This is a genomic window from Desulfosarcina variabilis str. Montpellier, from assembly GCF_048565275.1.
GTDB lineage: Bacteria > Desulfobacterota > Desulfobacteria > Desulfobacterales > Desulfosarcinaceae > Desulfosarcina > Desulfosarcina variabilis.
Window position 1 is genome coordinate 5,021,747 of sequence record NZ_CP159846.1, and the last position, 25,893, is coordinate 5,047,639.

The window sequence follows — 25,893 nt, forward strand, 5'->3', positions numbered from 1 at the left end:
AATCTAATCGAATACTTTAAAAAAATAATATGGAGCAGCCGATCGTTAACGTAGCGACCCATTTACGGGACATGGCCCGTCTACAACCCTACAAACGGGCTGTTGTCTGTCCGTGCGGACGAGACCAGGAAGGACGGGTGGCCTATACCCACCTGACATTCAAACAACTGGACATCGAATCGGATTGTATCGCCACCGGGCTCGAGGAATCCGGTATTCGTCGTGGTATCCGCACCATTTTGATGGTTAAGCCCAGCCTTGATTTTTTTGCTCTGGTGTTTGCCCTGTTCAAAGTGGGCGCCGTACCAGTGGTGGTCGATCCGGGAATGGGTGTCGGACGGATGCTGAGCTGCCTTCGCGAAAGCCGGGCCCAGGCATTGATCGGCATCCCGCCGGCCCATGTTCTGCGCACCCTGGCGTCCCGGTATTTCAAGCATGTCCAGACGCCGATTACCGTGGGCCCTCGCTGGTTCTGGAGGGGCGCCACCCTCCGGCAGATCCGTAGCCGCCCGTGGGAACCCTACCGCATTGCCGACACCCGCAGCGATGAAATCGCGGCCATCCTTTTCACCACCGGCAGCACCGGCCCGGCCAAAGGGGTGTATTACACCCATGGTGTATTCGATGCCCAGGTACAAACCATCCGTGAACAATTCGGTATCACGCCCGATGAAATCGATTTGCCGACGTTTCCTTTGTTTGCGCTTTTCGATCCTGCCCTTGGCATGACGGCCATCATTCCGGACATGGACCCGACCAAGCCGGCCCAGGTCAATCCGCAAAGGATTATCGAAGCCATTGTCAATCACGGCGTTACCAACATGTTTGCCTCGCCTGCCCTGCTCAACCGGGTGGGGCGTTTCGGCAAAGAACAAGGCATCAAAATGCCTACGTTGAAGCGTATCATTTCCGCCGGCGCACCGGTCACCCCGGCCAACATGGAACAATTCAGTGCCATGCTTGTGGGTGACGCCCAGGTGCATTCCGGTTACGGTGCGACCGAGGCCATGCCGGTAAGCACCTTCAATAGTGACGCCATTTTTAATGAAACGCGAAAATTGAGCGAACAGGGGTTCGGCATGTGTGTGGGACATCCCATTACCGGCACCCGGGTGCGTATTATTCGCATCACCGACACCCCCATTGCCGCATACAGTGACGACCTTTTGGTTCCGGACGGCGAAACCGGTGAAATTATCGTCCAGGGCAATCAAGTGACCCGCGGCTATTTTGAAAGACCCAAAGATGATGCACTCTCCAAAATCGCTGATGGCAATGCGTTTTGGCATCGCATGGGGGATCTGGGCTGGATGGACAAGAAAGGCCGGATCTGGTTCTGTGGTCGTAAAAATCATCGGGTGGTAACAAAAGGCAAGACCCTTTTTACCATTCCCTGTGAGGCCATCTTTAACAACCATCCCCATGTGTTTCGCAGTGCATTGGTGGGGGTTGGCCCTGCCGGTGATCAGCAGCCGGTAATCTGCATTGAACTGGAGGCCAATGCCCCCCCGAAAGATAATTCGGCGCTGAAACAGGAATTGCTGGCCTTAGCCGGCGAGAGTCCAATGACGGAAGATATTGATATAATCCTTTTTCACCGGGCGTTTCCCGTGGATATTCGCCACAACTCCAAAATTTTCAGGGAGAATCTGGCGGTATGGGCGGAAAAACAGATAAAGAAATAATGAATGAACAAAAAAAAATTTTAGTTACCGGTGGCGGCGGATTCCTCGGCCAGGCCATTGTCCGCCAATTGATCGATCAAGGCCACCATGTCACCAGCTTTTCACGCACTCACCATTCGCAGTTAGACACTGTCGGGGTCAAACAGCTTTACGGTGATCTGACCAACGCCGGGTCGGTCAAGGACGCGGTACGGGGTATGGATGTGGTGTTTCATGTGGCTGCCAAAGCGGGTGTATGGGGGAATTTTGATGACTACTACCAAGTCAATGTGACCGGTACCAACCATGTCATCACTGCTTGCCAATCCTGCCGCGTTCCCATGTTGATCTATACCAGCAGCCCCAGTGTTGTGTTTAATGGCTCGGATATGCAAGGGATCGATGAATCCGTCCCCTACCCGGATCATTATCATGCGCCCTACCCGCAGACCAAAGCCATGGCTGAACGGCGCATCATCGCTGCGGCCGGCAAATCGTTGAAAACGATTGTTCTTCGTCCGCATCTGATCTGGGGCCCCGAGGACAACCACCTGGTGCCGCGCATTATTGAAAGGGCCAGCTCCTTGCGCCAGGTGGGCGACGGGAACAATCGTGTGGATACCATCTATATCGACAATGCGGCCCGGGCCCACATACTGGCCATGCAGGCCTTGGAAAAAAAACCGTCCCTATCCGGCCAGGTCTATTTTATCAGCGACGATGATCCCATTTTATTATGGGCAATGGTCAATCGGATTCTTGAAGCCGGTGGCTGCCCGCCGGTGACACGGCGCATTTCACCACGCCTGGCGTATGCCATTGGAACGGTTATGGAATGGTGTTACCGCAGCTTGGGGCTTTCCGGTGAACCCCGCATGACCCGCTTCGTCGCCCGCGAACTGTCCACGAGTCACTGGTTTGATATCTCGGCGGCCAAACGCGACCTGGGATATGAAGCGTTGATTTCCATTGATGAAGGCATGCGCCGGTTGAAAGAATGGCTGGCTGGTAGCAACGGACCGTAACCCGCCTCAAGTCCCGGATCACGGCGCCGATAGATCAATCATAAGTGATAAATCACATAAATCCGGACAATTAAATGAAGCCTTTCAAGAAATCCATTCGCTGGCTGGTGATCATTGTGATCCTGTTTGCTGAATCCGGGACGCATGCTGCAGCCTTGACGCCATCAGGCAGTGCGTCAGTCGCTGGGTTTACCCAAACGGATGTGATTGTATTGATCGCCTATGTGCTGCTGGCGCTGGTTTTCTCTTTTTTGTGCAGCGTGGCCGAAGCGGTGCTTTTGAGCATAACCCCCGCTTTTATCGCCGGCATGAAGACCACAAATCCCAAGCTGGCTAAGCTTTTGAAAACGCTCAAACAGGACAATGTGGATCGGTCTCTGGCCGCCATCTTGACCTTGAACACCATCGCCCATACGGTGGGGGCCATTGGTTCGGGAGCCAAGGCAACCGTGGTTTTCGGCAGTGCCTGGTTCGGCCTGTTTTCGGCCCTGATGACCCTGATGATCCTGTTTTTGTCTGAAATCATCCCTAAAACCATCGGGGCAGTCTACTGGCGATCTCTGGCTGGGCTCATGGCGCGCTTTGTTCGATTCCTGACCTGGGTTTTGTTTCCGTTGATCATCATTTCCGAAACCCTGACCCGGTTGATTGGGCGGGGAAAACAGCCCCACGGATTCAATCGGGATGAGTTCATCGCCATGGCTGGCCTGGGGCAACGCAGCGGCCAGATCAACGAACAGGAATCCAGAATTATCAGCAACCTGTTTCGCTTTGGATCATTGCAAGCCAAGGATATCATGACCCCTCGCACGGTCATCCAGGCCTTTCCCGAAGACTTGACCGTTGCCCAGGCACTGGAAACCAGCCAAAAGACACCTTTTTCACGACTGCCCTTGTATCGCCAGGACATTGACCATATTACCGGCTTTATCCTCCGTGATGAACTGTTACTATCCAAGGCCATGCAAAAGGACAACCGTTTACTGGAAACACTCAAGCGAAAACTGTTTCCCGTACCCGGGGACATGAAATTATCCGAACTCTTGTCCTTTTTTTTGAATCATCGCCAGCACATGGTCCTGGTTGTCGATGATTTCGGGGGAACCAAAGGCATTGTGACATTGGAAGATGTTGTGGAGACACTGCTAGGGCTGGAAATTGTGGATGAACTGGATACGGTTGAAGACATGCGTGCCTTGGCCAGACAGCAATGGTCCAGGCGAATTCGGTCATTGGGGCTTGAGGTGACATCTGAATCTGAATGATACCTGGCCCCATTGGTTTTGAATTTTTCAATGACAATGCCGCGATTGGGACAAACAATGCATACTGAATTTTCTAAATTTTTGCAGTTTACACCGGTGATGGATGGCCACACCCCCAGTGTGAGCGCCTTTGCCCACACCCATGCCGATGGCCTCGCATCGGTGCGGGAGCAGGCCGTGCGGCTTTATTATGCTGTTCGCGACGGCATCCGCTATGATCCCTATACGGTTGATTTGACCGTCGACGGGATGCGGGCCAGCCGCACCCTGGCCGCTGGACGGGCCTGGTGTGTGCCCAAAGCCGTGCTGCTGGCCACATGCTGCCGGGTCATGGGCATCCCGGCCGGACTGGGGTTTGCCGATGTCAAAAACCACCTCACCACCGCAAGGCTAAAAAAGGTCATGAATACGGATGTCTTTTATTGGCATGGCTACACCACCATTCTCATCGACGGGAAATGGGTCAAGGCCACGCCTGCCTTCAACATTGAATTATGCGAGCGTTTTAAACTCAAACCGCTTGAATTTGACGGGATAAGCGATTCCCTGTTCCAGCCCTTCGATCTTTTGGGGAACGCGCACATGGAGTATATCGACTATCGCGGTGAATTTAGCGATGCCCCCATTGACCGTATCCGGGCGACGTTTGAACGCAACTATATGCCAATGAACGATTTGACATCCAGTGACTTTGATCAGGATGCGAAAGCGGAAAACCCGCCTTCCTCCACCAGTTAGAAACGGTTTACCATGGTTTTCAAGCAGCCGTTAAAAATTCTGCATGTGCTCAGTCAGCGTCCGGATTCCACCGGCAGTGGCATTTACATCCAGGCCATGCTGAATGAATCCGCCAAGAAAGGATACAGCAATTTTCTGATCGCCGGGGTTGAGGAAAAACGGATTCCCCGTCTGGATTGCATCGATGGTGATCACTGCCGGTACCTAAGTTTCGGGAAAACCGATGTCCCGTTCACCATCGTAGGCATGAGCGATGTGATGCCCTACGAAAGCAACCGGTTCTGCGACCTTTCAATGGACCAGCTGGCTCAATATGAGGCTGCATTTACCCTCCACCTGACCGAAACGGTAAAACAATTCAAGCCTGATATGATCCACAGTCACCATCTGTGGCTCGTCACGTCATTGACACGGCAATTGTTTCCGACGATTCCCCTGGTGACCACCTGCCACGGATCCGATCTGCGGCAGTTTCAAAACTGCCGGCACCTTCAATCCCGGGTGTTAAAAGGTTGCCGGCACATTGATGCGGTGATGGCGCTGAGCAAGGCACAAAAAAAGACCATTATGGATCTGTACGGCCTCAAGGACGAGAGGGTTCATGTGGTTGGCGCGGGGTATCATGATCAGCACTTTCAGTGGGCACCCAAATCGAATCCACCACCGGTAAGGATTGTCTATGCCGGCAAATTGAGCCGCGCCAAAGGGGTGCCCTGGATGCTGGGCGCCTTGTCGCGCATCGATGCGCCGGACTGGAAGCTTGATCTGGTGGGGGGCGGCAGCGGTGCGGAAAAAGCGGAATGCCTGGAACTGGCCCAGGGACTTGGAGATCGGGTAACGGCTCACGGCATGGTGCCTCAAATGCGACTGGCCAAGCTGATGCAAAACGCCCACCTGTTTGTACTGCCTTCCTTTTTTGAAGGATTACCGCTGGTCGTCCTGGAGGCTTTGGCCAGCGGCTGCCGGGTCATTACCACCGATTTGCCCGGTGTGACCGAAATTCTGGGGAATCATCAAACGGATTTTATCGAACTGGTTGCCACGCCGCGTTTGATTGATGTAGACAAGCCCGTCAAAGCGGATGAGAAAGCCTTTGAAACAGCGCTGCAGGACGCAATCCAAAACCAGATCCTGGCGGCCGTGCGTGATCCGCAGATCAAGTTGTCGGCTGTTGCCGATCTTTTGGATCGGTTTTCGTGGAAGGGGGTATTCGCACGCGTCCAAGCGGTCTATCATGCTTGTACACGGCCTGGATAAAACCACGGCGCAATCATTGTTATCTGATTTATTCAATATTATATGAAAAATCATTTGGGGTAGAAAATGGCGGAATTGAAGGGTCTGAGGGATTATTTGGAATCATCATACAACGACAGTGTCTTCGATACGATCACAGATAGCCAGGTCCCCTGGTCTTTTCATCTTTACGGGCAACGGGTGGTGACAGGGATGCTGCTGGAAAACCGGCAGTATGAAGTACAGTTGAAACAGGAGGAAAAGGAAGAGGAAATCCCCAAAATAGAGATAAAGCTGGCTTACCCCCACGATCTGGCTGAACGCATTTTGCCACTGATCAAAAAGAAAGACAAAAAAACGGCCAAGAAAAATCTGGGGCCCATCATCGAAGTTAAAAACCGGCATTTCATCAAAAACAAAACCCTTTATCCCTTGATGATGGAAAAAGAAGTGGTTTTTTTTACTTTGCTGGAGGGCGAAGTCATTCGGGGCATCATTACCGGGTTTTCCAGGTTTGATATCACCATGGGGCTCAAAGGCGGCGTCCCGCTGACCTTTTTGCGACACAGCATCGTTGATGCACGCAATAAAAAAGGCCGCTGCCTATTAAAATCCACTCAGCAAACCAGTCGGGACTGGAAAAAAAGTGCGCTTTTCAGCGACTAACGGATTCGTCCACGACTAAAAAATGCTAAAAAGCTGTTCAATGAAAAGGCCCAACAGGCCCTCGGTCAGACGCTTTTTCCAATCGCATCAAGAATGTATTGCGGGAGTGCAAATGCGCCCAGATGAATCGCCGGCGTGTAATAACGGGTAGACATGTTGCTCTGGGAAAATCGCTGTTGGATGGTTTTTAGGGAATGTCGGCGAAGTGACGGGTCGTTGCTGGCCCAGCCAAAGGCCATGATCCCGCCGGAATAACTGGGAACCGCCGCCGAATAAAAATGCCAGTCCCGGAACAAGGCGTTTAAATGTCCTGCTGATGTACGGACTTCATCCAATTGCAGGAAGGCCACACCATTTTGGGTGACCATCACGCCGCCGGGTGACAACCCATTTTTGCAAGCACTATAGTAAGGCCGGCTGAAAAGCACCCTAGCCGGTCCCTCGGGATCGGTGCTGTCGGTCAAAATCAAATCGAAACGCTCGTCTGTATGTTCCAGAAAATGCATCCCGTCATCGATCACGATCTCGGTGCGTGGATCGTCAAAGGCCCCTTGGGAATGGTCAGGCAGATAACGCCGGCAAAGGTCAATTACAGACTTGTCGATTTCCACCTGCACCACCCGCTCGATGCTGCGGTGGCGCAGCACCTCGCGCAGCAGCCCGCCGTCACCACCACCGATAATCAAGACACGGCGCACGTTTCCGTGTGCCAGGATCGGCACATGGGCCATCATTTCATGGTAGATAAATTCATCGGCCTGGGTGGTCTGGATGACGCCATCCAAGGCCAGCACCCGGCCAAAGGCACGATTCTCAAATATTACAAGGTGCTGAAGAGGAGTTTTTTCCTCATACAAAAGGGCATCAATGCAAAACCGCTGATCCCAGCCGTCGCATAGTTGTTCGTGATAACTACTGGTCACGGTCAGCGCCTCGCAAATGCTCGACGACCGATATGTTTCGTGGCGCAAAGGCTTTTTTCAACGCTTCAACGGCCCGTTCCGGTCGGGTATCACCACACATGAAGATATCAAAGGCGGCAAAACCGTTTTCCGGCCAGGTGTGAACGCTGATATGGGATTCGGCGAGAACAGCGACCCCGGAGAGCCCTCCACTGGGTGAGAAACGATGCAGATGGATGTGCAAAAGCGTGGCCCCTGCTTTTTCAACACAGCATCTGAGCGTTTGCTCCATTAACACCGGGTTGTCCAGTTCGCGGGCCCCCCAGAAGTCTAAGATATAGTGCTTGCCTGCATAGACCTGATCGTTGCGGGCGACAAAATGATCTTTTGTGGCACCGTCCGGTTGACCATCAACATACTCGGGCCATCGATCAATGGATATATTATTTTTAACATCGAGTAAATTGCTGCCTGGTGCAGTACCTGGCTTGGCCATTATGTGCCGCCCCCTTTATCATTTCATGTCTATTTTGATATCGGCAGGAATTTCACACACTGGAATCGGTAGCATTTTATGCTGGTTTATTTTATTGAATTTTCTGAAAATGGCAAGGACATCGCGCTGTCTGGCACCAAGCGTTGTTTCATCACCGGCGGCGGTATGAAAGGCCATGGCCCATTCGAGTTCGTCGTAGGAGGCGCCGATCTGGCTCTCATCCGAGCGGTTATCACTCCACAGCCCGTCCGTGGGTGGCGCTTCAATGATGGAATCAACAATGCCAAGTGTCTTGGCTACGGCGTAGACTTCTGATTTCATCAAGTCGGCAATGGGCGAAAGATCCACACCGCCATCCCCATATTTGGTGTAGAAACCAACGCCGAAATCTTCTACCTTGTTGCCGGTGCCGGCAACAAGCATCCGGTGGTGCGTGGCGACCGCATACAGGGTGACCATGCGTAGCCGACTGCGCGAATTGGCCATGCTCAAGTCGTCTTGAACATCCTCGGGAAGCACCTGTTCAAGGGCCTCGAAAACAGGCGTCAGGTTTGTGGTGATGCCGTCCACGTTGTTGTAACGCTGAGTCAACCAGGCAATATGGCTGTCTGAGCGGCTGACCTGGTCCGGTGCCTGGTGGATGGGCATATTCAAGGCTTTCACCGGTGCGCCGGTTAACGCACACAGCGTTGAGGTGACCGCCGAATCAATACCGCCGGAAACCCCCACGACGAAGCCTTTCATTCCTGATTGCGCTAAATAATCACTGAGCCAATGAGCAATATGATCGATAACCGGTTGGGTTTGCATTGATCAATTCCTTTTATTCACGAAAAAACGATTTTCTTTAAGCGTCTCAAGCGCTTGTAAATGAAGTTTTTTATACAAGGACCCGTAAAAGGGTCAAGCAAAAAACGAAAATTCAACAGCCGGCCAATAAATTGGAAATTTCAAACGGCTTTATTTTTTCAACCAGTTTTGGATTAATTTACACACCGCAGCCCATGGTGGAATCGGCAACATCCATCAGTTGGCCGCTCGTAGTGTTTTGATCGATAAAATTAATAATCACTTGCAATTGATCGAGCGCCACCGGCCATACTATGAGTCTGCCCATATCCTCGATATTAGCTATAATTATCCGGGTGGCGGATCCTGCCTACAGGACATCAAACTATTGAGAAACGATCAAGCCTGGCTGGATGCATTGGGCGCATCGATCATTCTCGCCCCGACCACTGCTGGTGATTTCCTTCATCGATTCAATGCAGAACAAATCACCGAATTGATAGAGGTCATAAATACGATACGCAGCAAGATTTGGCAAAAGCAACCGGCATCCTTTCTCCGGGAAGCGATTATCGATGCTGACAGAACCATTTGTGCTGCGGATGGTGAATGCAAGCAAGGAATGGATATTTCCTATAACGGTCATGAGGAGGTGTTTTTTAATTTGCCCCGCACTTAAGGTCTACGAATAGTTATGTGTTAAAGTTCTGAAAAAATATACCGAAAACTTAAAAAATGATATGTTAATCTACAAAGCCCAAGCAACTGTAATTTTGCCAATATATAGGCAGAATTAGGCGACGGCAAACATCGCTTATTGGACTTTCAATCCTTCAAGCCCCCATTATGAACAAATTGACAAGCCGTTTAATGGTACGTAAAAAATTATCAAATTATTTGTACCTGCTGGTATTTATTGTTTCAATTGCATTCTCCTGCCTATTAAAGATATCATTCATCGACGCAAAAGAACTGTGGTTGGATGAAAGTTATTCAGCCTATATAATTTCCCTCCCTTTTTTAGAATTGATTCGTCACATAATCGGCGATGTTCATCCTCCAATTTATTATATCTTTCTGAAATATTGGTCTTTGATTGTTGGTGACTCACCTAATAATCTAAGATTTCTATCTGTCATTTATAGTATCACTCAAACAATTGTATTCTACTTTGTAATAAAAAGAATTCTCAGAGATAAATGGATCGTGATGCTATGTTTTCTTCAGATACAATTTTCACCTATTCTTTTTTATTATTCAGTTGAGGTTAGGCCATATATTTTAGCGATATTATTGGTAACCATTTCCCTATACTTTTATATAGGTATGATAGAAGAATCCCGCTTACATAAATCATATATTTTATTCTCAATTTTTGCTGCCTTTTCCTTTTATACCCACTATTTTACAATATTTATTTTGTTAGCTTTTTTTATACATTATCTCTTTGTTACTAATTTTCAATTTCGAAATAGGCAATTAATAATATCAATAATTATTTTTTTATTGCTAATAAGCCCGTGGGTTCCTGTTGTTATTCATCAAAGATCGCTCAAAGCAAGCATGGCAAACACAATAGAAAATGCTAGAAAAACGCCAACAACACTTAACTACGGTAGCATTCCTAAACTACCCTCAACATCCAAATATTTCACCAAGATTTATAGGTTTATTTCTATTAACACTTTTAAAATATATGATTATAATCGTGGTGGTAATTTTACCGAATCTTTCAATATTGTTTTAAGATTGGTTGTATCTATATCCTTTCTTATAGCTATTTTTAAAAAAAATAAATTCGCATCATTGGTTGTCATTATTTTTTGTTTTTATACTTTTTTAAGTTTTATTTTTATGCCTAAAGTCTTCGTTCCCCGATACTATTTGGGTTTAGCATTATTTTGTATAATTGGTTTTGGAATCGCATTGCAACAAATGAAGCATATTTTTTTAGGTCACTATTTAATTTTGGTGATTGGATTCTTAGCTTTAGTTGGAAATGTTGAAGGAACAATACATAGGGCAAATAGATTTTATTGTAAGCCGTATACTTATACAGTGCAAATGCTAAAGAATGAATACAGGCCGTGTGACATTATTGTTTTTAATAGTCTAATCCATCAAGTCCCATTTGATTATTATGCTAAACAATTGAATTTCTCAGCTTTAGAAACAGGATTTCCGATAACTATTTATAATTGGTGGAAATCTGAAGAGATCAAAGGTTGGAGTGGACCTGTTGTAAAGAGAACTGAACTCGACAGTTTTGTAATAGGCCTTGCATCGAATCCATATATTAAGCGAATTTGGTTGCTAATTGAGGAAAAACCACCATATGATCCGCGAAAAGAGCTATTAAAAAAAATGTCAGAAATTTTTAACTACACAAAAATATTTGAGCTTGAGCAATGCAAGGATGCAATTGATAGAAAACCTTTATATATTTACCTATTCACTAAAAAACCCAAGGAGTCACCTATACAGTGAACGGCTACACTTATCGCTTTTTTCACCCCCACCCCATCCCTCTTTCACAGGAAGATAGTGTTGCATTAAATCGCAATAAATGGCCGTTTTTATTATTATGAAGGATTATTGTACCTACGACAATCGGCAATCAACTTAGATAAAGCGCTTCTATATTGGATAAAATGTCAGAAACATTTGCGAAATTGATGAGAAAAGTTCCACGAGAAATCGTAACTCAATTCCTCTATTTTTCTATGATTGGCGCAATTGGAACATTCGTTCACTACTGTATTTTGATCATATGTATCAATCTATTTAGCATTTTACCTGTTTTTTCTTCATGCCTCGGTTTTATATCAGGAGCTATTACCAATTACTTGCTTAATTATCATTTTACTTTTAAAAGCTCAAAAGATCACGTCGAAGCAATTACTAAGTTTATTGCTGTTGCGCTTATCGGGCTTATAATTAATTTTTTTATCTTCACCCTTTTTTTAGAAAGAGCTAAATGGAACTATTTATATGCTCAAGCAATGGCGACTTGCATTGTTTTGATATGGAACTTTTTAGGTAATAGATACTGGACATTTCGTAGGAGAGGTTATTTTAATGAATAAGGACAATCAAGATAATAAAAACTTAATAGAACTTGATATGTTAATATCTGTTGTTGTGCCTGTCTATAATGAAAAAGAAGTAATAGAAGAGTTTCATAGACGAACTGTGGCGGTTCTTAAAAAATTATCAATGCGTTTCGAAGTCGTATATGTTAATGATGGTAGTTCAGATGAGAGCCTTGATATTTTAAAGAAGCTTAGATATGATGATTCAAGTATTGCAATTGTCGATTTAAGTAGGAATTTTGGTAAAGAGATAGCCTTGAGTGCTGGTTTAGATCATGCTAACGGAGATCTTGTAGTTGTTATAGATGCGGATCTTCAAGATCCTCCCGAGTTAATTCCTGAATTCATAAAACATTGGCATGAAGGCTATGACATTATTTATGGCAGGCGGGTAGGACGTGAAGGCGAAAGCAGTATTAAAAAACTTACAGCGTTTTGCTTTTATCGAGTTATGGGAAAGTTGAGTAGAATTAAAATACCTCCTGACACTGGCGATTTCCGACTGCTTAGTCGCAGAGCGGTTGAAGCAATGAAGTTATTAAAAGAACAGCATAGATTTATGAAGGGGTTGTTTTCATGGATTGGATATAATCAGAAAGAAGTTTTATATCAACGAGAGAAGAGGTTCGCTGGAAAAACAAAGTGGAATTATTGGAAACTTTGGAATTTTGCTTTGGAAGGGATTACGTCGTTTACTATTTTCCCACTTAAAATAGCTAGCTATTTGGGAATAGCTACTGCACTTGGAGCCTTCCTTTATTCACTTATAGTAATTTATAAAACATTGATGTATGGTGACCCAGTTGCCGGTTATCCTTCCCTGATTGTTTTCATATTATTTTTAGGTGGTGTCCAACTCTTAACCATTGGAATTATAGGAGAATATGTAGGTAGAATTTTTAATGAAACCAAAAAACGACCACTTTATTTTATAAACGGTCGATACGATTCCGAAAATTATAAAATGAATAGTGATACGCCAGTCTAAAGAACCGGGTCACCACCCCGCCGGCGTTCATCTCGACCATGTTGCCGTTGAAATCGTAGTCAAAGGTTACATCGTCATGGCCGGTCAGCTCGTTGTTTTCGTTGTAGGGTCCACTCGGTTGACGAATCACTGGAGGCCAGCCGGTTGCCGACGTTGTCATAGGTGAAGGCTTCATCGGCCTGGGCAGGGTTCTCCACGTCGGTCAGCCAGTAAATATCGTCGTACTGGTAATCGATGCCAGCTTCTTTCAATTTCTCATCCAGATAAGAATTGCCGTTTTCATCGAAGTACCAGAACATATCCAAGTGCTTTCCGTGGTAAAACCAACCGTCGGAGACCTCCTGTTCTGTCGGGGCAATTTCCGATAGGGGCTTCATGCCAGGCGCGCCGGTAAAAACATACACAGCGTTTTCTGGGCCTCCCGGACGTAAACCTTTGGGACCATACCATCGATCCATCGTGAGAGCCTGTTTGAGGTTGCCATTGGCATCGTAAGCGTATTTCCAGAAAAAGTGTTAAATCGATCCAAACGCGGTTACCCTGAATAAATGGGATTGGCTCTTGACAAAAACACAGAATACGTTAATTTTACAATTTCTTTTGGGCAATATCTCGTAAGGCGCCAATGCTCAATAACACCCCTGAAAACGGTCTGAACAGGCGAATCAGCAAAGGCGCAGCCCACCGAGAGTCTCCGACCGATATACTTTGGTATATCTAAGGTCGTTCAACGATAACCGGACAGAAGGAAAGGTTAAGCATGGCCCAGAACATAATCATCATTGGCGGCGTGGCCCTCGGTTCAAAGGCGGCCTGCCGGTTTAAACGGCTGGAACCCGAATCGAAAGTCACCATTATCGACCAGGACCGCTATGTCTCCTATGGCGGTTGCGGCATTCCCTTTTACGTTTCCGGGGATGTTAGCGATATCAATGACTTACGCAAAACCAGCTTTCACATGCTGCGCGACGAGGCGTTTTTCAGAAACTGCAAGGATATCGAGGTGCTCACCGAAACGCGGGTCGAGAAGGTCGACCGGGAAAAAAAATGTGTTCACATTCGCCGCAAGGACGGCAGCACGGACACGATGTCCTACGATCAACTGGTACTGGGCACCGGCAGTAGTCCCCGACGCCTTCCCATTTCCGGTGCCGATCTGCCCATGGTTCATACGGCGTCCAACCTGAACGATGCCCAGGCAATTAAAGAACTGGTCACCAAGGGACAGGTGGAGCACGCCGTCATCATCGGCGCCGGATTCATCGGACTGGAAATGGCCGAAGCCCTGGCCGACATGTGGGAAGTGGACACGACAATCATCGAGTTCTGCGATCAGATCATGCCGGGCTTTGTCAGCCCCATGTTTGCCCGCATGGCCCAACGCCAGATGGAAGACCATGACATCAAAATTTTCGTCAACGAACAGGTTCAGGCCATTGAGGGAACCGATACCGTGGAAGCCGTGGTCACCAACAAGCGCCGCATCGAGGCTGATCTGGTCATCATGGCGGCGGGGATCACACCCAATGTGGAACTGGCCCGGGAAGCCGGACTGGAGATCAGCCAAAACGGCGCCATTGTCGTCGACGAGCAGATGCGCACCTCGGACCCGCTGATTTTTTCCGGCGGGGATTGTGCCCAGGTGACCAATCTGGTGACCGGCGGCCCTGGTTTTTTTCCTCTGGGATCCATGGCCAACCGTCAGGGACGTGTGATCGGCACCAATCTCGCCGGCGGTAATGCCGCATTCAAAGGAGCGGTCGGTTCCTTTGTGGTAAAGATTTTCGAGGCCGCCCTGGCCGGCGCCGGACTGAGCCTGCCCACGGCCCTGAAAAATGGAATTGACGCCGTCAGCGTCCAGGTGGCACAGCTCGACCGGGCCCATTTCTACCCGGATAAGACAATGGTACACCTTGAACTGGTCGTTGAGAAGAATACCCGTCGGGTCTTGGGCATCCAGGGATTTGGAGAAAAAGGCGACGCGTTGGTGGGCCGGATCAACGCCGTGGCTGCCATCCTGGAAGACCATCCCACCATCGATCGCATCAGCAACTTGGAACTGGCCTATTCACCGCCCTTCTCATCGGCCATGGACGTTCTCAATGCCTTGGGCAACACGGCGGAAAACATGCTCGACGGCCTTTACAAACCCATCGACGCCGACGGCTTTGCCAAAGTATGGGAAAGCCGTGACGGCAGCCAGCTGATTCTCGATTGCCGTGCCCGGCAGGATGGTGAGGCCTTTGCTGAAAAATACCCCGAATGCTGGATCAACATTCCCCAGGACGAACTGCGTCAACGTTTCGAAGAGGTGCCAAAGGATAAAGACATCATTCTGCTTTGCAATACCGGTGTACGATCCTATGAAGCACAGCTCAACCTCAGAGAATTGGGTATGGAAGCCCCCCGCAGCGTTCAAGGGGGCATTGTGACCCTGAACAAGTGTGGCCTTGACCTATAATCAACCCTAATAAGGATTTGTGAATAAAATGGCATTGCAGGAATTAGACGATTTTTTGGCGGATTGGGAAGACACGGAAGAAAAAAACAAGGCAGTTTTCGAGCGTTTAAAAACGTTTCTCGAAAAAAAAGAAGGGGTGACCTTAAATTTTAACCCGCGGCCCGGGCTGACCTACTCCCTGCGCGCCACCCACGTCAACCAAAAGGAAAAATCACTTTTTGCCATGGTTGACGTCATTGAGGACACCCCCCGCTGGCTCAGCGTGTGTTTTTATGGAGCAATGATCACTGACCCGGAAGAAAACGGTGATTTCGTGCCGGAGGGTCTGCTCGGGGAGGATGCGGTCTGCTTTGACATTGAAACGTGGGAGGACGGCCTCATCGCCTATGTGGAATCCCGGCTTGAAGAGGCATGGCAATCCGCGCAAAAGGGCTAACGGGCCTGTCCTTTAAGGCCTTAATCCGGTAGCAAATCATAAAAATACATCATTGCATCGGACCGGGTGATGATACCGATAATCCGGCCGTCTTCCACCACCGGGAGGCGGCCTATATCGTGGCGCACCATGATCTGCGCGGCCTGAATCGGGCTTCTGCCCGGCTCAATGGTGATCACCGACGTACTCATGTAGGCTTTTACCGGCGCCTGAAGCTGGTCTTTGCGCCGTATCTTTTTGAAGTCGCGCCGCGAAATGACCCCCACCAATCCCCCCTCATTGACCACTGGCAATCCGGTATAGCCACGATGGCGCAAAATACCGGCAACCGCTTCCATGGTCGTATCCGTGGTGACCGAATACACCGGGAAAGACATCAGGTCGCTGATCTGGACCGATGATTGTTGGTTGCCCTGGATGAGATCGACAATCATTTCCTGGGCCGCGTCGGGATTGATACCCTTTAACATGGCACTGCCGGCACCAGGATGCCCACCCCCGCCCAACCCCTTCATCAGGGTCCCCACATCCAGGCCTTCGTTATCACTGCGACCGATGACCATGCATTTTTGCCGGCCTTTTTTATCCTCGGCAACAAACAACCCAAAGGCGGCATCAACATTGATGATATCGCGATACATGCGTACCACCAGCGCCAGGTTGCCCACATGCCCGTCCAGCCGAATGCGGCTGATGCTGACTGAATAGCCGTTTATTTTCAGCCGATCGGCGTTTTTCAGCATTTCAAACAGCACGTCCTTTTGCTTTTCTCCATAGGCGGGCCGCAAGAATTTATTGACCATGGTCAAATCGGCCTTGCGATCGAGCAGCCAACCGGCGGCATAGGCATCTTCGGGCGTGCACGAAGGAAAGGTCAGGTTACCGGTATCCTCATAGAGGCCGGCCAGAAAAAGGGTGGCCTGGATGGGTGTGATCAGCTTGCGCATCGCTTTGAGCTGTCTGACCATCAATGTAACGGTCGCCCCCATGGGCTCCTGGCATTTCCAGAAGGCCTTGATGTCACCACCATTGTGATGGTCATAGACCAACACCTCCAAATCCTTGCGGTCTTTTAGCTTGGCAATGGGTCCCAGCCGGTGCCAGTCGGCGGTGTCCACGACAATCAGGCGCGTTACCGTACCAGTTTCGATCTGCCATCGGTCAACATAATCAAAAATGTCTTTGTGAATCGAAATAAACGCCCGCACGTTGGGATTGAGGGTCTTGGGAATGGCCGGAACGGCCTCGGGGTGGATCAGGGTAGCGGCCACCATGGACGCAAACGCATCAAAATCGGCATTTTTATGGCTTGTGATGATCTGAGTCATGGATCATGATAACGTCCAAATAATCATCCATGGACGTTCGTTTATGCTTTTTTTGGTCTTGCCCTGCCCTTTTTCGATGTACGCGGTGAATCAATTGGAATCCACCGACGAGGACGATTTGTCTTGCGCCGGCTGCCAGTCGATGGACGCACGCGTTTGTCCGGATGCCTGTTCCAATTGCAACGCGCCCTCGTGCTGGGCCTTATATTCCAGTGAGAGCCGATGTTTTTCGATCTCGGTCTGGCTTTCAATGCTTTTCCTGGCCAGCAGATAGCGCAGATAAACAATCCACAGGCCAATTCCCACCACGACCGCGCCCAGACCGATGAGCACCCATTTAAAGCGGATGATAAAGTCAATTCCCGTGCGCCCCAGATAGGTGATCATGTTGGGAATGATCCAATAGGAAATCACGCACACAAAGATCAAGAAGCCAATGATGAATATGTTCATGCGGCTGATGCGGTAAAGAATCGACTCCAATTTGTTTTCAAGGCCCGGCTCACAGGCCGGCCGGGACGTATCCCCGGACATTTCGCTGCCGTGGAAAATGGCCACGTAGGCCTTGACGACAAAGCCGAAAAGCAACATGGCCCCCACCGGGATGCCGATCGCGGCCACAAACCAGGCACGGAAAGGAAAGGGATTGTCGCGGGTCTTTAGCCGGACATCGTAATTTTCAAAGGGACCAAAGGTCTTCTCGAAATAGTACTTGTTGAATTCACTAAGATTCTTACCACTGGTTTCATGAATGACATGGCCATCGGCATCAATGACTTGCAACCATGACTGGTGCCCTGATTTCATGGCCGCCAGGGCAAAAATCTCCAGTTCCAACAGGAACAGCCCAACGGTGATGATGATAAAAAGGGTTTTGTTTTCTTGAATTAAATTATTTAGTTGTGTTGTTTTCAAGATTGATGTTCCTGCGGGCCGTGCGCCAATTGGTGTCGGACCGGTTGATTGCGTGTATGACGCGTTAAAGAACGCCGTTAATTTATCATAGCGTTGCTTGACTGCACAATCTTTTTGTCAAACCATACGATATTGACAGCCATCACAAAATGTTACATAAATTCAAATTGAGGCCGGGTACGTGACAGGCGCCCAAACGCAAGGTGGAAATCACCTGTTTTGTGCCTGATTTGAGCGCTCAACCGGGTTTGGAGACCAATCGATGAAAAAAATGATCATTTCAGTGCTGGGAAAAGACCGGCCTGGTATCATCGCCGCTGTAACCCGCATTTTGTTCGAACTGGATTGCAATATCGAAAATGTCAGTCAAACCATTTTGCAAAATGAGTTTTCCGGCATTTTCATTGTTTCGGTTCCCGCTCATTTGTCCGAGGCCGCACTGCATCAACAATTGGAAACAGGCCTTGGCGCCATGGGGTTGCATGTCTTTGAAAAAAGCCTTTCGGATCCGGGCGACACCGCGGGGGTGGCCTGCGATCCTTTTGTGATCACCACCAAAGGCCCTGACCAAAAAGGATTGGTTGCCGCCATGACGGCCATCATGGCCGACTACCAGGTCAATGTCACCAATCTGCAGGCCGTGTTCAAAGGCGGCGACGATCCCAACGCCAATATCATGATTTACGAAGTGGATATTCCCAACCATGCCGACCAACTGGCCCTTCGGCAGGCGTTGAGGGAAAAAGCCCGTGCCTTGTCCCTTGATATATCCATCCAACATAAGCTGATTTTTGAAGCGATCAATCGCGTTTAATACAGGATCCAGCCATGTTTAGTGACCGAGAAATCCTCTCCGTCGTGGAGATGCTAAAAAACGAGAATCTGGATGTACGCACCGTTACATTGGGACTCAATCTTCTGGATTGTGCCAGCGACGATATCGGCCGGTTAACCGACAACATCTATGCACGCATCACCGGTGCGGCGCACCATCTGGTCTCCGCCTGTGATGAGGTGGGCGATAAATACGGAATTCCGGTGGTCAATAAACGCATATCGGTAAGCCCCATCGCCGTGGCTGCGGCGCCCTTTGGTACCGAGCAGATGATCGCTGTTGCAAAAACGCTCAATGAAGCCGCCGCTGCTGCCCGGGTCGATTTTATCGGCGGATTTTCCGCACTGGTGGAAAAGGGTATGGCCAAAGGTGATCGGGCACTGATCGAGGCCATTCCGGTGGCCCTGACCGAAACCGAAAGGGTGTGTGCATCGGTAAACGTGGCCTCCACCCGGGCAGGCATCAACATGGATGCCGTACTGCAGATGGGACGAACCATCAAGGAGGCGGCCCGCCTCACGGCCGATCGCGATGGGTTGGCCTGTGCCAAGCTATGTGTATTTGCCAATATCCCCCAGGATATTCCCTTTATGGCCGGAGCGTATCTGGGCGTCGGTGAAGCCGATGCGGTCATCAATGTGGGGGTCAGCGGCCCTGGTGTGGTCAAAAAAGCCATTGATCGGGCCGTGGCAGCCAATCCGGATCTCAACCTGGGCCAGATCAGTGAAATTATCAAACGCACTGCTTACAAGGTCACCCGTATCGGAGAGCTCATCGGCCGTGAAGTGGCCGAGCGGCTTTCTATCAAATTTGGTGTGGTGGATCTTTCCCTGGCCCCAACGCCCAATGTGGGCGACAGTGTGGGCGAAATTTTCCAAAGCCTGGGCCTGACCAGCATCGGTGTGCCCGGCAGCACGGTTGCCCTGGCCCTTCTCAATGACGCCGTAAAAAAAGGCGGGGCATTTGCCAGTTCCAACGTGGGTGGACTCAGTGGCGCCTTCATCCCGGTCAGTGAAGACCTGAATATATCCCAGGCGGCGGCCAGCGGTTTTCTTTCCATCGAAAAACTGGAGGCCATGACCTGCGTGTGTTCAGTGGGGCTGGATATGGTGGCCATTCCGGGAGATACCAGTTCGGAAACCCTGGCGGCCATCATTGCCGACGAAATGGCCATCGGCGTCATCAACAAAAAAACCACCGCCACACGACTGATTCCCGTACCTGGCAAAAAAGCCGGGGAGCATGCCTTTTTCGGGGGTCTGTTGGGTGAATCGATCATCATGCCGGTCAACAACGCCTGTGGTGAGAATTGTTTTTTACGCCGCGGCGGATTGATTCCCTCACCGATCCATAGTCTCACCAATTAAATCCTCTTATTTCCTCACCCATTAAAATCTATCTTGCCTTGAGAGTTTTTAACTTGTATAAAGTTCGGCGCTCTTGCTTTTTCTAGATTAATACGCAAATCTATACAACATACTGTTTTATATGTAAATATTAACGCTTTAAGAATAAAAAGCGTCATCGACAAGGAATAAAAAAGCCATGCTGACATACGTTCCAGTATCGATGTTTTTATTGTTGTTAGTAATCGTTGCCGGATTGGGATATGTGGACAGGAGAAAAAACAGGAGGCTTTTGACGTTACCGCCGCTATCATTCATCATCCCCTGCTACAATGATGCTGAAACGGTTGACCAGACCGTGGAAAGCATTTTTGCGGTGTATGGCCCGGATGCGGATGTCATTGTGATTGATGATGGCAGCACGGACAACAGCCGAAAAATACTGACGGAATTGAAAACGCGGCATAATTTTGCCTTGATTTTCAATGCCGCCAATGTTGGCAAATCAAAAACCCTCAACGATCATTTTCATCTGGCAAAAAATGAGATGATCGTTTTCGTTGATGCCGATGTGATTGTTTCGCCAAAGCCGCTAAAAGATGCCATTGCCCGTCTTCAGGTTAAAGATGTAGGTGCGGTCAGCTGCCCTTACCGGGCCGCCAATACGGGGTTTATTCCCCTGATGCAGACCATCGAGTACAATATGCTGGCCTTTATTCAAGGGGCCTATAACATGTTTTCTGCAATCGCCTTATGGGGAGGATTTCTGGCCGTCAAGCGGGATGCCTTCTCAAGCGTCAACGGATTCACCCTCAATGCAATCACCGAGGACAAGGACCTGGCCTTCAAGCTGACCTTACAAGGCTGGAAAGTTGAGCAGAGCTTCTGTCATATCCGGACTTATGTGCCGGCGACCCTGAAACAATTGATCAAACAAAAAATACGCTGGAGCTCCGGCGGCCTACAGTGTTTTGTCAGATATTACGCAGTGTTGATGAAAAACCCGCTGCATGTTCTGTTTATGCTCTCATTTTGCGTCTTGTTGACCGCATCGATATTGAAGCTCGGCAAAAATATCTCGCTATGGGATGAGATCGTCGATTATTTTTTATGGGCGCATCGTTCAGTCGGTTTGTGGACCAGTTTGCAACTGACCCTTATCAAATTCGGCATCTCAATTTTGAAAGACCTGTTGTGGCGCATCTCTTTTACGCTGTTCTCCCTTCCTTTTGTATTGCCATTGGTCTCTACGATCAAGCGGCTTTACATCTGTGTCATGGTAATCCCTTTTTCTATTTTCTATGCCCCGGCCTTTTCCATCATTTCAATTGCCGGAGCGATCTATCTGTTGCGCAATAAGCGACTGCTGCACAAGGCCGTCCGGGCCTGGTAGCGGCGTTGCAACAACACTTATCCCCAGCGTTACAAGCATGGGGGTTATTATTGACGATAAGAGAATTTAAATGATATAAACTTCGCCTTAAAAAATTATTTTCTATAGTTCTTTAAATAAACTGATTCCGATCCAGCACCATCAATCTTGAAAAGAGAATACGCTTTTCGGTTGCACCGCCTTTGTTGCAAGCGAAAACCATACTGACGCGATTATACATAACCGGCTGACAATCTACTTTGTGAGGATGACATGGTGAGGTTTTCAAGATTGGCTCTTTTGTTTTTGGTTTTTTCTTTTTTTACCCCCCCAACAATTCATGCATATACATACTATGGTTACAACGACACCGGCCGCCAATGGTACGATGCAGAAAAATCAGCTTCAAGTTCAGACGACGATCAGCTCTGCTGGGCGGCGGCGGCATCGAATATGCTTGCCTATACCGGATGGGGGTTCCCGGAATCCGGCAAATTTTCCGATGCAAGCGATATATTTGGGTATTTTCAATATTATTGGTCCAATGCCGGTGGCAATATGTACTATGCCGTCCAATGGTGGTTTGACGGTGTCAATAATGCCCCGTCAACCGGCTCATGGTCCCAACTAGAGGTTGCCGGCGGAGGCGATTTTTATTCAGACGTTTCTTTTATTGATGTCTACGCCTTTGAAAATGCATTCGTCTGGGACGCCAACACCGACAGCGCAATGGATACGATAAATCAGTATTTACATAGTGGTTATGGCGTGGGGTTAAGCATCGCCAACAATCGGAATCAAGGCCATGCCATCACGGTATGGGGGTATGAATCCGTTAACGACGACTACGTAGGCCTTTGGGTGACGGATTCTGACGATGATTATGGCGATTTAATTTATTATAGTGTTTTTTTCTCCGGATCGAGCTGGCATCTTGATGACTATAACAACTCTGACCAGTGGTACATCGTTGAAGTCCACGGGCTTGACCAAATGTCCATGGTTGTGACGCCGATCCCTTCGGCCGCCCTGCTGTTAGGCCCGGCCCTTGTGCTGTTGGGAATTTGGCGGCGCAAACGGTTTTATAAACCGCGCTGTTATTGACAAAGTCGTATATCGGATTTTTTACGGAACCGTCCGTTGTTATTCATTCCAGGAGAACAAGACTGCCCCGATCAGCAGAAAAGCCAAGGTCATCGCCGCAAGAATGAGCAGTTCAGGGGTCACGGATACAAGCCCCTGCCCCTCGTTCATCACCTTGCGGGCCGCGGTGAGTACATGCGTCAGTGGAAATATCTTGGCTGATGACTTGAGCCAGGCCGGTGCGCCTTCAATGGAAAACCATACCTCGGAGAGGAACATCATTGGCCAGCAGATAAAATTAAGCAGGCCATTGGCAAACTCCTCACTGGTACCGCGCGAGGCAATGACCAATCCCAAAGCGGTCATACAGATACTGCCAACCAGAAAGACAATAAACAGATCGAGTAAACGGCCCAAAACGATAAAATCGAGAAACAGATCACATCCCACCCAAACCACCACCAAGGTGAACATGAGCAGAAAAATACGCGATAATAGCTGAGCGGTCAGGTACTCAAAAGCGGTTAACGGCGTTGCCTTGAGCCGTTTGAGAACACCATTTTTACGATAGCGCACCACCACCCAACCCACACCATAGAGCGCGCTGAACATCATGTTCATCCCCAGGATGCCGGGAAACAGCCAATCAATATAGCGGATCTGGACGCCCTGAATATCGATTTTTTGAAAATCGTCCCCGTCTGGCGCCTTTGATGAAGTCAGCGCCTGTTTCAAGAGGCGTTCGACAATGGCACCGGCGGGAGACGCATCACTGACCCAGTAACGTACCGGAACGCTTTGGGCCTCGATTAAAAGATCGATCTTATGGTGTTTGAGCTTGTCGAGCCCCTGTGCCCGGGTTTCAAAGCCCACCAGAGCGATGGCCTTGAAGGAAACAAAGGTATCGGGAAGGTTGCCGGTTTGCTGCAATGGGGGTGCTCCCGATGGAATAGGAAACACCCCGACCTTGTAGGCCGCACGGTAATCGCCTTTAAAAATAATCGCAAACCCGAAAATAATCAGAAATGGAAAGAGAAAATTCCATCCAAAAGCCTCACGGTCTCTGAAAAACTCATAATTTCTGGCATTAAAAATCGCCCACAGGCGTTTGAATCGCATCGGATCTCCTGCAGCAGGTCAGTCGCGCAAACTGCGCCCGGTGAGTTTTAGGAATACATCCTCGAGGGTCGGGGTACGAACATTGACCTCGCTCATGTCCACCCCGCGGGACAGCAATTGACCGATCAGGGCGTTGACATTTTCAGTGCGGATCACCAGTTGATCCGATGTTTCACGGACAAAGCCCGCAAGATCGTGGATGTTGCCAACCCGTTTTGTTCTGGGCAGGGTCAAGGTGGCTCGCTTGCAGTGGGTCTGAATCAAATCCGCGGGTGCACCGCGGGCGATTATCTTGCCCTTGTCCATGATGGCGATATCATCGCAAAGGTGCTCCGCCTCTTCCATGTAGTGGGTGGTCAGGACAATGGTACGGCCCTGGGATTTCACGGTATTGATGATCCGCCACAAATTATGACGCGCCTGGGGGTCCAGCCCGGTTGACGGTTCGTCCAGAAAAATCAATTCAGGCCGGTTCAAAAGGGCCAGCGCCAGGAGCAGACGCTGTTTTTGTCCCCCCGATATCTTGTCGTTTAGCTGTGCCTTGACATCTTCTAAATGGCACAATTGGATCAAGGTCTCCATGGATTCCGTGTGATCGTATAACCGGGCAAAGGTTTTCAGGGTGTCCGCCACAGTCAAAAAAGAGAGCAACGCGGTCTGCTGAAACATGATCCCCACTTCCTGTTTGAACTTTGCTTTGCGTGGTTCGCCTTTGTAAAAAACCGCCCCTGAGCTGTGAGAAATGATATTTTCGATGATTTCAATCAGGGTTGTCTTGCCGGCGCCGTTGGGTCCCAACAGCCCAAAGCAGGTTCCCTGAAAAATGGTCAGACTTACATCATCCACAGCGTGAAGATTTCCATAAATTTTGGTAATATTTTCAACGTCGAGTAATGGTTTTTTATCGGATTTCATCAGGCCGTATCATATTTTTTATTAACTTGTTAAAATTTCATTAAAAAAAAGGATGTTGCGTGACCATGCCGGTTGACACGAAATAAACGTTTTTTTATAGTCGGTCCCGGGTGGCAAATCAAGCCGCAAATCTGTTTTGGCCATCTTTTGACAGGCCTCGTAATTCGGCAATATTGAACTGTTTTTTAATGAGCTAAGATCGTGGAACGTAAAAATCATCTGACCCTTTCCATTGTTTTAACACTGTTTCTATTCAGTGTGGGCTCCGCCGGTTACATGATCATCGAGGGATGGAGCCTGGGCGATGCCCTGTACATGACCCTGATTACCCTGTCTACCGTCGGATTTGGTGAGGTTCGTCAAATCAGCGGGCCGGGCCGGATCTTCACGGGCGTGATGATCTTCATGGGCGTCGGCTACTATATGTATGTGGGGGGAAATCTCGTTCAGTTTTTAGTGGAAGACCGTATTCGTATCATTTTCGGGAGACGTAAATTGGACCATCAGATCGCCAAACTGAAAAATCATTATATCATCTGCGGCTATGGCCGTATTGGTCGCGTACTGGCCCGGTACCTGACCGAACGCTACCTGGATGTCGTGATCATCGAGAAAAACAGCGGGCGCCAATCGGTGATGGACGAGGACGGCGTCTTGTATCTGATGGGCGAAGCCAGCGAAGAAGGCCTTCTTCTCAAGGCCGGGATCCAACAGGCCCGGGGGTTGATCACCGCCGTGGCCACCGATGCCGACAATGTTTTTCTCACGCTGATCGCCAAACAACTCAACCCCCGTCTGTTTGTGGTTGCACGTGCCATCCAGAACACGGCCAAGCGGACCCTTCAGGCCGCCGGGGCCGACAAGGTCATCAGCCCGTATGATCTGGGGGCACGGCGAATGGCACACGCCATCTTGCGCCCCACGGTGATCCGTTTTCTGGAACTGGCTTTTACCGACGATAGTACGGATATTCAAGTTGAAGAAATTCAGGTCAAATCCACCTCCCGCCTGCTCAATGTGGAACTGAAAAATTCAGGCATCCGTCAACAATTGGATCTGATTATCCTGACCATTAAAAAAGCCGACAACACCATGATCTTCAACCCCAAGGCCGATACCCGGATTGAAGTCGATGACACCCTGGTGGTGGTTGGCCGGGCCAAAAGTCTTACTCAACTGGAGCATATGTTGCGCAGCTGAGTAGTGTCCATCCAGAAATAGG

At 49.1% G+C, this 25,893-nt stretch carries 24 protein-coding genes and 2 pseudogenes; 18 read left to right on the forward strand and 8 right to left on the reverse strand.

Annotation, left to right across the window (positions count from 1 at the left end):
* Positions 1–29: 29 nt before the first annotated feature.
* From Dvar_RS22605 to Dvar_RS22630, 6 genes are all read left to right on the forward strand, one after another.
* Positions 30–1,685 carry a fatty acid CoA ligase family protein gene (locus tag Dvar_RS22605; RefSeq protein ID WP_419655391.1) on the forward strand — a complete coding sequence of 552 codons (1,656 nt, stop codon included), beginning with the start codon at positions 30–32 and terminating at the stop codon, positions 1,683–1,685.
* The gene (locus Dvar_RS22610) at positions 1,685–2,689 is read left to right on the forward strand and encodes an NAD-dependent epimerase/dehydratase family protein (RefSeq protein ID WP_419655392.1); all 1,005 of its coding nucleotides are present in this window, start codon (positions 1,685–1,687) and stop codon (positions 2,687–2,689) included. The genes Dvar_RS22605 and Dvar_RS22610 overlap by 1 nt, the downstream gene beginning before the upstream one ends.
* 74 nt (positions 2,690–2,763) lie before the next feature.
* Positions 2,764–3,954: a CNNM domain-containing protein gene (locus tag Dvar_RS22615; protein WP_419655393.1), complete on the forward strand. Its 1,191-nt coding sequence runs from the start codon at positions 2,764–2,766 to the stop codon at positions 3,952–3,954.
* A 57-nt stretch (positions 3,955–4,011) separates the two neighbouring features.
* The gene (locus Dvar_RS22620) at positions 4,012–4,692 is read left to right on the forward strand and encodes a transglutaminase-like domain-containing protein (protein WP_419655394.1); all 681 of its coding nucleotides are present in this window, start codon (positions 4,012–4,014) and stop codon (positions 4,690–4,692) included.
* A gap of 12 nt (positions 4,693–4,704) precedes the next feature.
* Positions 4,705–5,949: a glycosyltransferase family 4 protein gene (locus Dvar_RS22625; RefSeq protein ID WP_419655395.1), complete on the forward strand. Its 1,245-nt coding sequence runs from the start codon at positions 4,705–4,707 to the stop codon at positions 5,947–5,949.
* A gap of 66 nt (positions 5,950–6,015) precedes the next feature.
* Complete coding sequence (locus Dvar_RS22630) at positions 6,016–6,594, forward strand: hypothetical protein (protein ID WP_419655396.1); 579 nt, start codon at positions 6,016–6,018, stop codon at positions 6,592–6,594.
* Positions 6,595–6,659: 65 nt separating this feature from the next.
* Here Dvar_RS22630 and speE read toward each other — a convergent pair whose 3' ends face one another.
* Genes speE through nadE form a run of 3 tightly spaced genes read right to left on the reverse strand, consistent with a single transcriptional unit; the run spans position 6,660 to position 8,802 of the window.
* Positions 6,660–7,517: a polyamine aminopropyltransferase gene (gene speE, locus Dvar_RS22635; protein ID WP_419655397.1), complete on the reverse strand. Its 858-nt coding sequence runs from the start codon at positions 7,515–7,517 to the stop codon at positions 6,660–6,662.
* Positions 7,507–7,992, reverse strand: coding sequence for an adenosylmethionine decarboxylase (gene speD / locus Dvar_RS22640; RefSeq protein ID WP_419655398.1), 486 nt, complete (start codon positions 7,990–7,992; stop codon positions 7,507–7,509). The genes speE and speD overlap by 11 nt, the downstream gene beginning before the upstream one ends.
* 18 nt (positions 7,993–8,010) lie before the next feature.
* Positions 8,011–8,802, reverse strand: a complete 792-nt coding sequence (nadE, locus tag Dvar_RS22645; RefSeq protein ID WP_419655399.1) for an NAD(+) synthase — start codon at positions 8,800–8,802, stop codon at positions 8,011–8,013.
* 190 nt (positions 8,803–8,992) lie between these two features.
* On the opposite strand from nadE, the pseudogene Dvar_RS22650 reads away from it, so the two are divergent.
* The 5 genes and pseudogenes from Dvar_RS22650 to Dvar_RS22670 all read left to right on the forward strand — a co-directional run.
* Positions 8,993–9,424: pseudogene (locus tag Dvar_RS22650) on the forward strand (IS1380 family transposase); the annotation flags it as partial.
* 227 nt (positions 9,425–9,651) lie between these two features.
* Positions 9,652–10,296, forward strand: a pseudogene (locus tag Dvar_RS22655) (glycosyltransferase family 39 protein); the annotation flags it as partial.
* 48 nt (positions 10,297–10,344) lie between these two features.
* Positions 10,345–11,268, forward strand: a complete 924-nt coding sequence (locus tag Dvar_RS22660) for a hypothetical protein (protein ID WP_419664244.1) — start codon at positions 10,345–10,347, stop codon at positions 11,266–11,268.
* Positions 11,269–11,504: 236 nt separating this feature from the next.
* Positions 11,505–11,867, forward strand: coding sequence for a GtrA family protein (locus Dvar_RS22665; protein ID WP_419664146.1), 363 nt, complete (start codon positions 11,505–11,507; stop codon positions 11,865–11,867).
* Positions 11,860–12,861, forward strand: coding sequence for a glycosyltransferase family 2 protein (locus Dvar_RS22670; protein WP_419655400.1), 1,002 nt, complete (start codon positions 11,860–11,862; stop codon positions 12,859–12,861). Before Dvar_RS22665 ends, Dvar_RS22670 begins: the two co-directional genes overlap by 8 nt.
* 74 nt (positions 12,862–12,935) lie before the next feature.
* On the opposite strand, the gene Dvar_RS22675 is transcribed toward Dvar_RS22670, so the two are convergent.
* Complete coding sequence (locus Dvar_RS22675) at positions 12,936–13,238, reverse strand: hypothetical protein (protein ID WP_419655401.1); 303 nt, start codon at positions 13,236–13,238, stop codon at positions 12,936–12,938.
* Positions 13,239–13,621: 383 nt separating this feature from the next.
* On the opposite strand from Dvar_RS22675, the gene Dvar_RS22680 reads away from it, so the two are divergent.
* Both Dvar_RS22680 and Dvar_RS22685 read left to right on the forward strand, forming a co-directional pair.
* A complete protein-coding gene (locus Dvar_RS22680; RefSeq protein ID WP_419655402.1) occupies positions 13,622–15,322 on the forward strand; it encodes an FAD-dependent oxidoreductase in 1,701 nt (566 codons plus the stop codon).
* Between the two features lie 28 nt (positions 15,323–15,350).
* Positions 15,351–15,758 carry a hypothetical protein gene (locus Dvar_RS22685; protein WP_419655403.1) on the forward strand — a complete coding sequence of 136 codons (408 nt, stop codon included), beginning with the start codon at positions 15,351–15,353 and terminating at the stop codon, positions 15,756–15,758.
* A 20-nt stretch (positions 15,759–15,778) separates the two neighbouring features.
* Here Dvar_RS22685 and Dvar_RS22690 read toward each other — a convergent pair whose 3' ends face one another.
* Positions 15,779–17,086 carry a CBS domain-containing protein gene (locus Dvar_RS22690; protein WP_419655404.1) on the reverse strand — a complete coding sequence of 436 codons (1,308 nt, stop codon included), beginning with the start codon at positions 17,084–17,086 and terminating at the stop codon, positions 15,779–15,781.
* Between the two features lie 90 nt (positions 17,087–17,176).
* Positions 17,177–18,001 carry a hypothetical protein gene (locus tag Dvar_RS22695; protein ID WP_419655405.1) on the reverse strand — a complete coding sequence of 275 codons (825 nt, stop codon included), beginning with the start codon at positions 17,999–18,001 and terminating at the stop codon, positions 17,177–17,179.
* Between the two features lie 262 nt (positions 18,002–18,263).
* Between Dvar_RS22695 and Dvar_RS22700 the strand changes: the two genes are divergently transcribed.
* From Dvar_RS22700 to Dvar_RS22715, 4 genes are all read left to right on the forward strand, one after another.
* Complete coding sequence (locus tag Dvar_RS22700) at positions 18,264–18,815, forward strand: glycine cleavage system protein R (RefSeq protein WP_419655406.1); 552 nt, start codon at positions 18,264–18,266, stop codon at positions 18,813–18,815.
* A 14-nt stretch (positions 18,816–18,829) separates the two neighbouring features.
* Positions 18,830–20,203, forward strand: coding sequence for a PFL family protein (locus Dvar_RS22705; protein WP_419655407.1), 1,374 nt, complete (start codon positions 18,830–18,832; stop codon positions 20,201–20,203).
* 178 nt (positions 20,204–20,381) lie between these two features.
* Complete coding sequence (locus Dvar_RS22710) at positions 20,382–21,575, forward strand: glycosyltransferase (RefSeq protein WP_419655408.1); 1,194 nt, start codon at positions 20,382–20,384, stop codon at positions 21,573–21,575.
* A gap of 252 nt (positions 21,576–21,827) precedes the next feature.
* Entirely contained in the window at positions 21,828–22,658 is an 831-nt protein-coding gene (locus tag Dvar_RS22715) for a hypothetical protein (protein ID WP_419655409.1), read from the forward strand.
* Between the two features lie 39 nt (positions 22,659–22,697).
* On the opposite strand, the gene Dvar_RS22720 is transcribed toward Dvar_RS22715, so the two are convergent.
* The gene (locus Dvar_RS22720; RefSeq protein ID WP_419655410.1) at positions 22,698–23,756 is read right to left on the reverse strand and encodes an ABC transporter permease; all 1,059 of its coding nucleotides are present in this window, start codon (positions 23,754–23,756) and stop codon (positions 22,698–22,700) included.
* Between the two features lie 18 nt (positions 23,757–23,774).
* On the reverse strand, positions 23,775–24,671 hold the full coding sequence (locus Dvar_RS22725) for an ABC transporter ATP-binding protein (RefSeq protein ID WP_419655411.1): 897 nt from the start codon (positions 24,669–24,671) through the stop codon (positions 23,775–23,777).
* Between the two features lie 201 nt (positions 24,672–24,872).
* Here Dvar_RS22725 and Dvar_RS22730 point away from each other — a divergent pair, with 201 nt between their 5' ends.
* Positions 24,873–25,871, forward strand: coding sequence for a potassium channel family protein (locus Dvar_RS22730; protein ID WP_419655412.1), 999 nt, complete (start codon positions 24,873–24,875; stop codon positions 25,869–25,871).
* The last annotated feature ends 22 nt before the right edge of the window (positions 25,872–25,893 follow it).

Excerpts from the sequence above, each read along its gene's own strand:
- Dvar_RS22680 (WP_419655402.1), top strand. The coding sequence starts at position 13,622 with ATGGCCCAGAACATAATCATCATTGGCGGCGTGGCCCTCGGTTCAAAG.
- Dvar_RS22675 (WP_419655401.1), bottom strand. The coding sequence starts at position 13,238 with ATGAAGCCCCTATCGGAAATTGCCCCGACAGAACAGGAGGTCTCCGAC.
- Dvar_RS22620 (WP_419655394.1), top strand. The coding sequence starts at position 4,012 with ATGCATACTGAATTTTCTAAATTTTTGCAGTTTACACCGGTGATGGAT.
- speD (WP_419655398.1), bottom strand. The coding sequence starts at position 7,992 with ATGGCCAAGCCAGGTACTGCACCAGGCAGCAATTTACTCGATGTTAAA.
- Dvar_RS22660 (WP_419664244.1), top strand. The coding sequence starts at position 10,345 with ATGGCAAACACAATAGAAAATGCTAGAAAAACGCCAACAACACTTAAC.
- Dvar_RS22685 (WP_419655403.1), top strand. The coding sequence starts at position 15,351 with ATGGCATTGCAGGAATTAGACGATTTTTTGGCGGATTGGGAAGACACG.
- Dvar_RS22630 (WP_419655396.1), top strand. The coding sequence starts at position 6,016 with ATGGCGGAATTGAAGGGTCTGAGGGATTATTTGGAATCATCATACAAC.
- Dvar_RS22700 (WP_419655406.1), top strand. The coding sequence starts at position 18,264 with ATGAAAAAAATGATCATTTCAGTGCTGGGAAAAGACCGGCCTGGTATC.
- Dvar_RS22720 (WP_419655410.1), bottom strand. The coding sequence starts at position 23,756 with ATGCGATTCAAACGCCTGTGGGCGATTTTTAATGCCAGAAATTATGAG.
- Dvar_RS22665 (WP_419664146.1), top strand. The coding sequence starts at position 11,505 with ATGATTGGCGCAATTGGAACATTCGTTCACTACTGTATTTTGATCATA.
- Dvar_RS22605 (WP_419655391.1), top strand. The coding sequence starts at position 30 with ATGGAGCAGCCGATCGTTAACGTAGCGACCCATTTACGGGACATGGCC.
- Dvar_RS22710 (WP_419655408.1), top strand. The coding sequence starts at position 20,382 with ATGCTGACATACGTTCCAGTATCGATGTTTTTATTGTTGTTAGTAATC.
- Dvar_RS22615 (WP_419655393.1), top strand. The coding sequence starts at position 2,764 with ATGAAGCCTTTCAAGAAATCCATTCGCTGGCTGGTGATCATTGTGATC.
- Dvar_RS22625 (WP_419655395.1), top strand. The coding sequence starts at position 4,705 with ATGGTTTTCAAGCAGCCGTTAAAAATTCTGCATGTGCTCAGTCAGCGT.
- Dvar_RS22610 (WP_419655392.1), top strand. The coding sequence starts at position 1,685 with ATGAATGAACAAAAAAAAATTTTAGTTACCGGTGGCGGCGGATTCCTC.
- Dvar_RS22705 (WP_419655407.1), top strand. The coding sequence starts at position 18,830 with ATGTTTAGTGACCGAGAAATCCTCTCCGTCGTGGAGATGCTAAAAAAC.
- Dvar_RS22715 (WP_419655409.1), top strand. The coding sequence starts at position 21,828 with ATGGTGAGGTTTTCAAGATTGGCTCTTTTGTTTTTGGTTTTTTCTTTT.
- Dvar_RS22690 (WP_419655404.1), bottom strand. The coding sequence starts at position 17,086 with ATGACTCAGATCATCACAAGCCATAAAAATGCCGATTTTGATGCGTTT.
- Dvar_RS22725 (WP_419655411.1), bottom strand. The coding sequence starts at position 24,671 with ATGAAATCCGATAAAAAACCATTACTCGACGTTGAAAATATTACCAAA.
- nadE (WP_419655399.1), bottom strand. The coding sequence starts at position 8,802 with ATGCAAACCCAACCGGTTATCGATCATATTGCTCATTGGCTCAGTGAT.
- Dvar_RS22670 (WP_419655400.1), top strand. The coding sequence starts at position 11,860 with ATGAATAAGGACAATCAAGATAATAAAAACTTAATAGAACTTGATATG.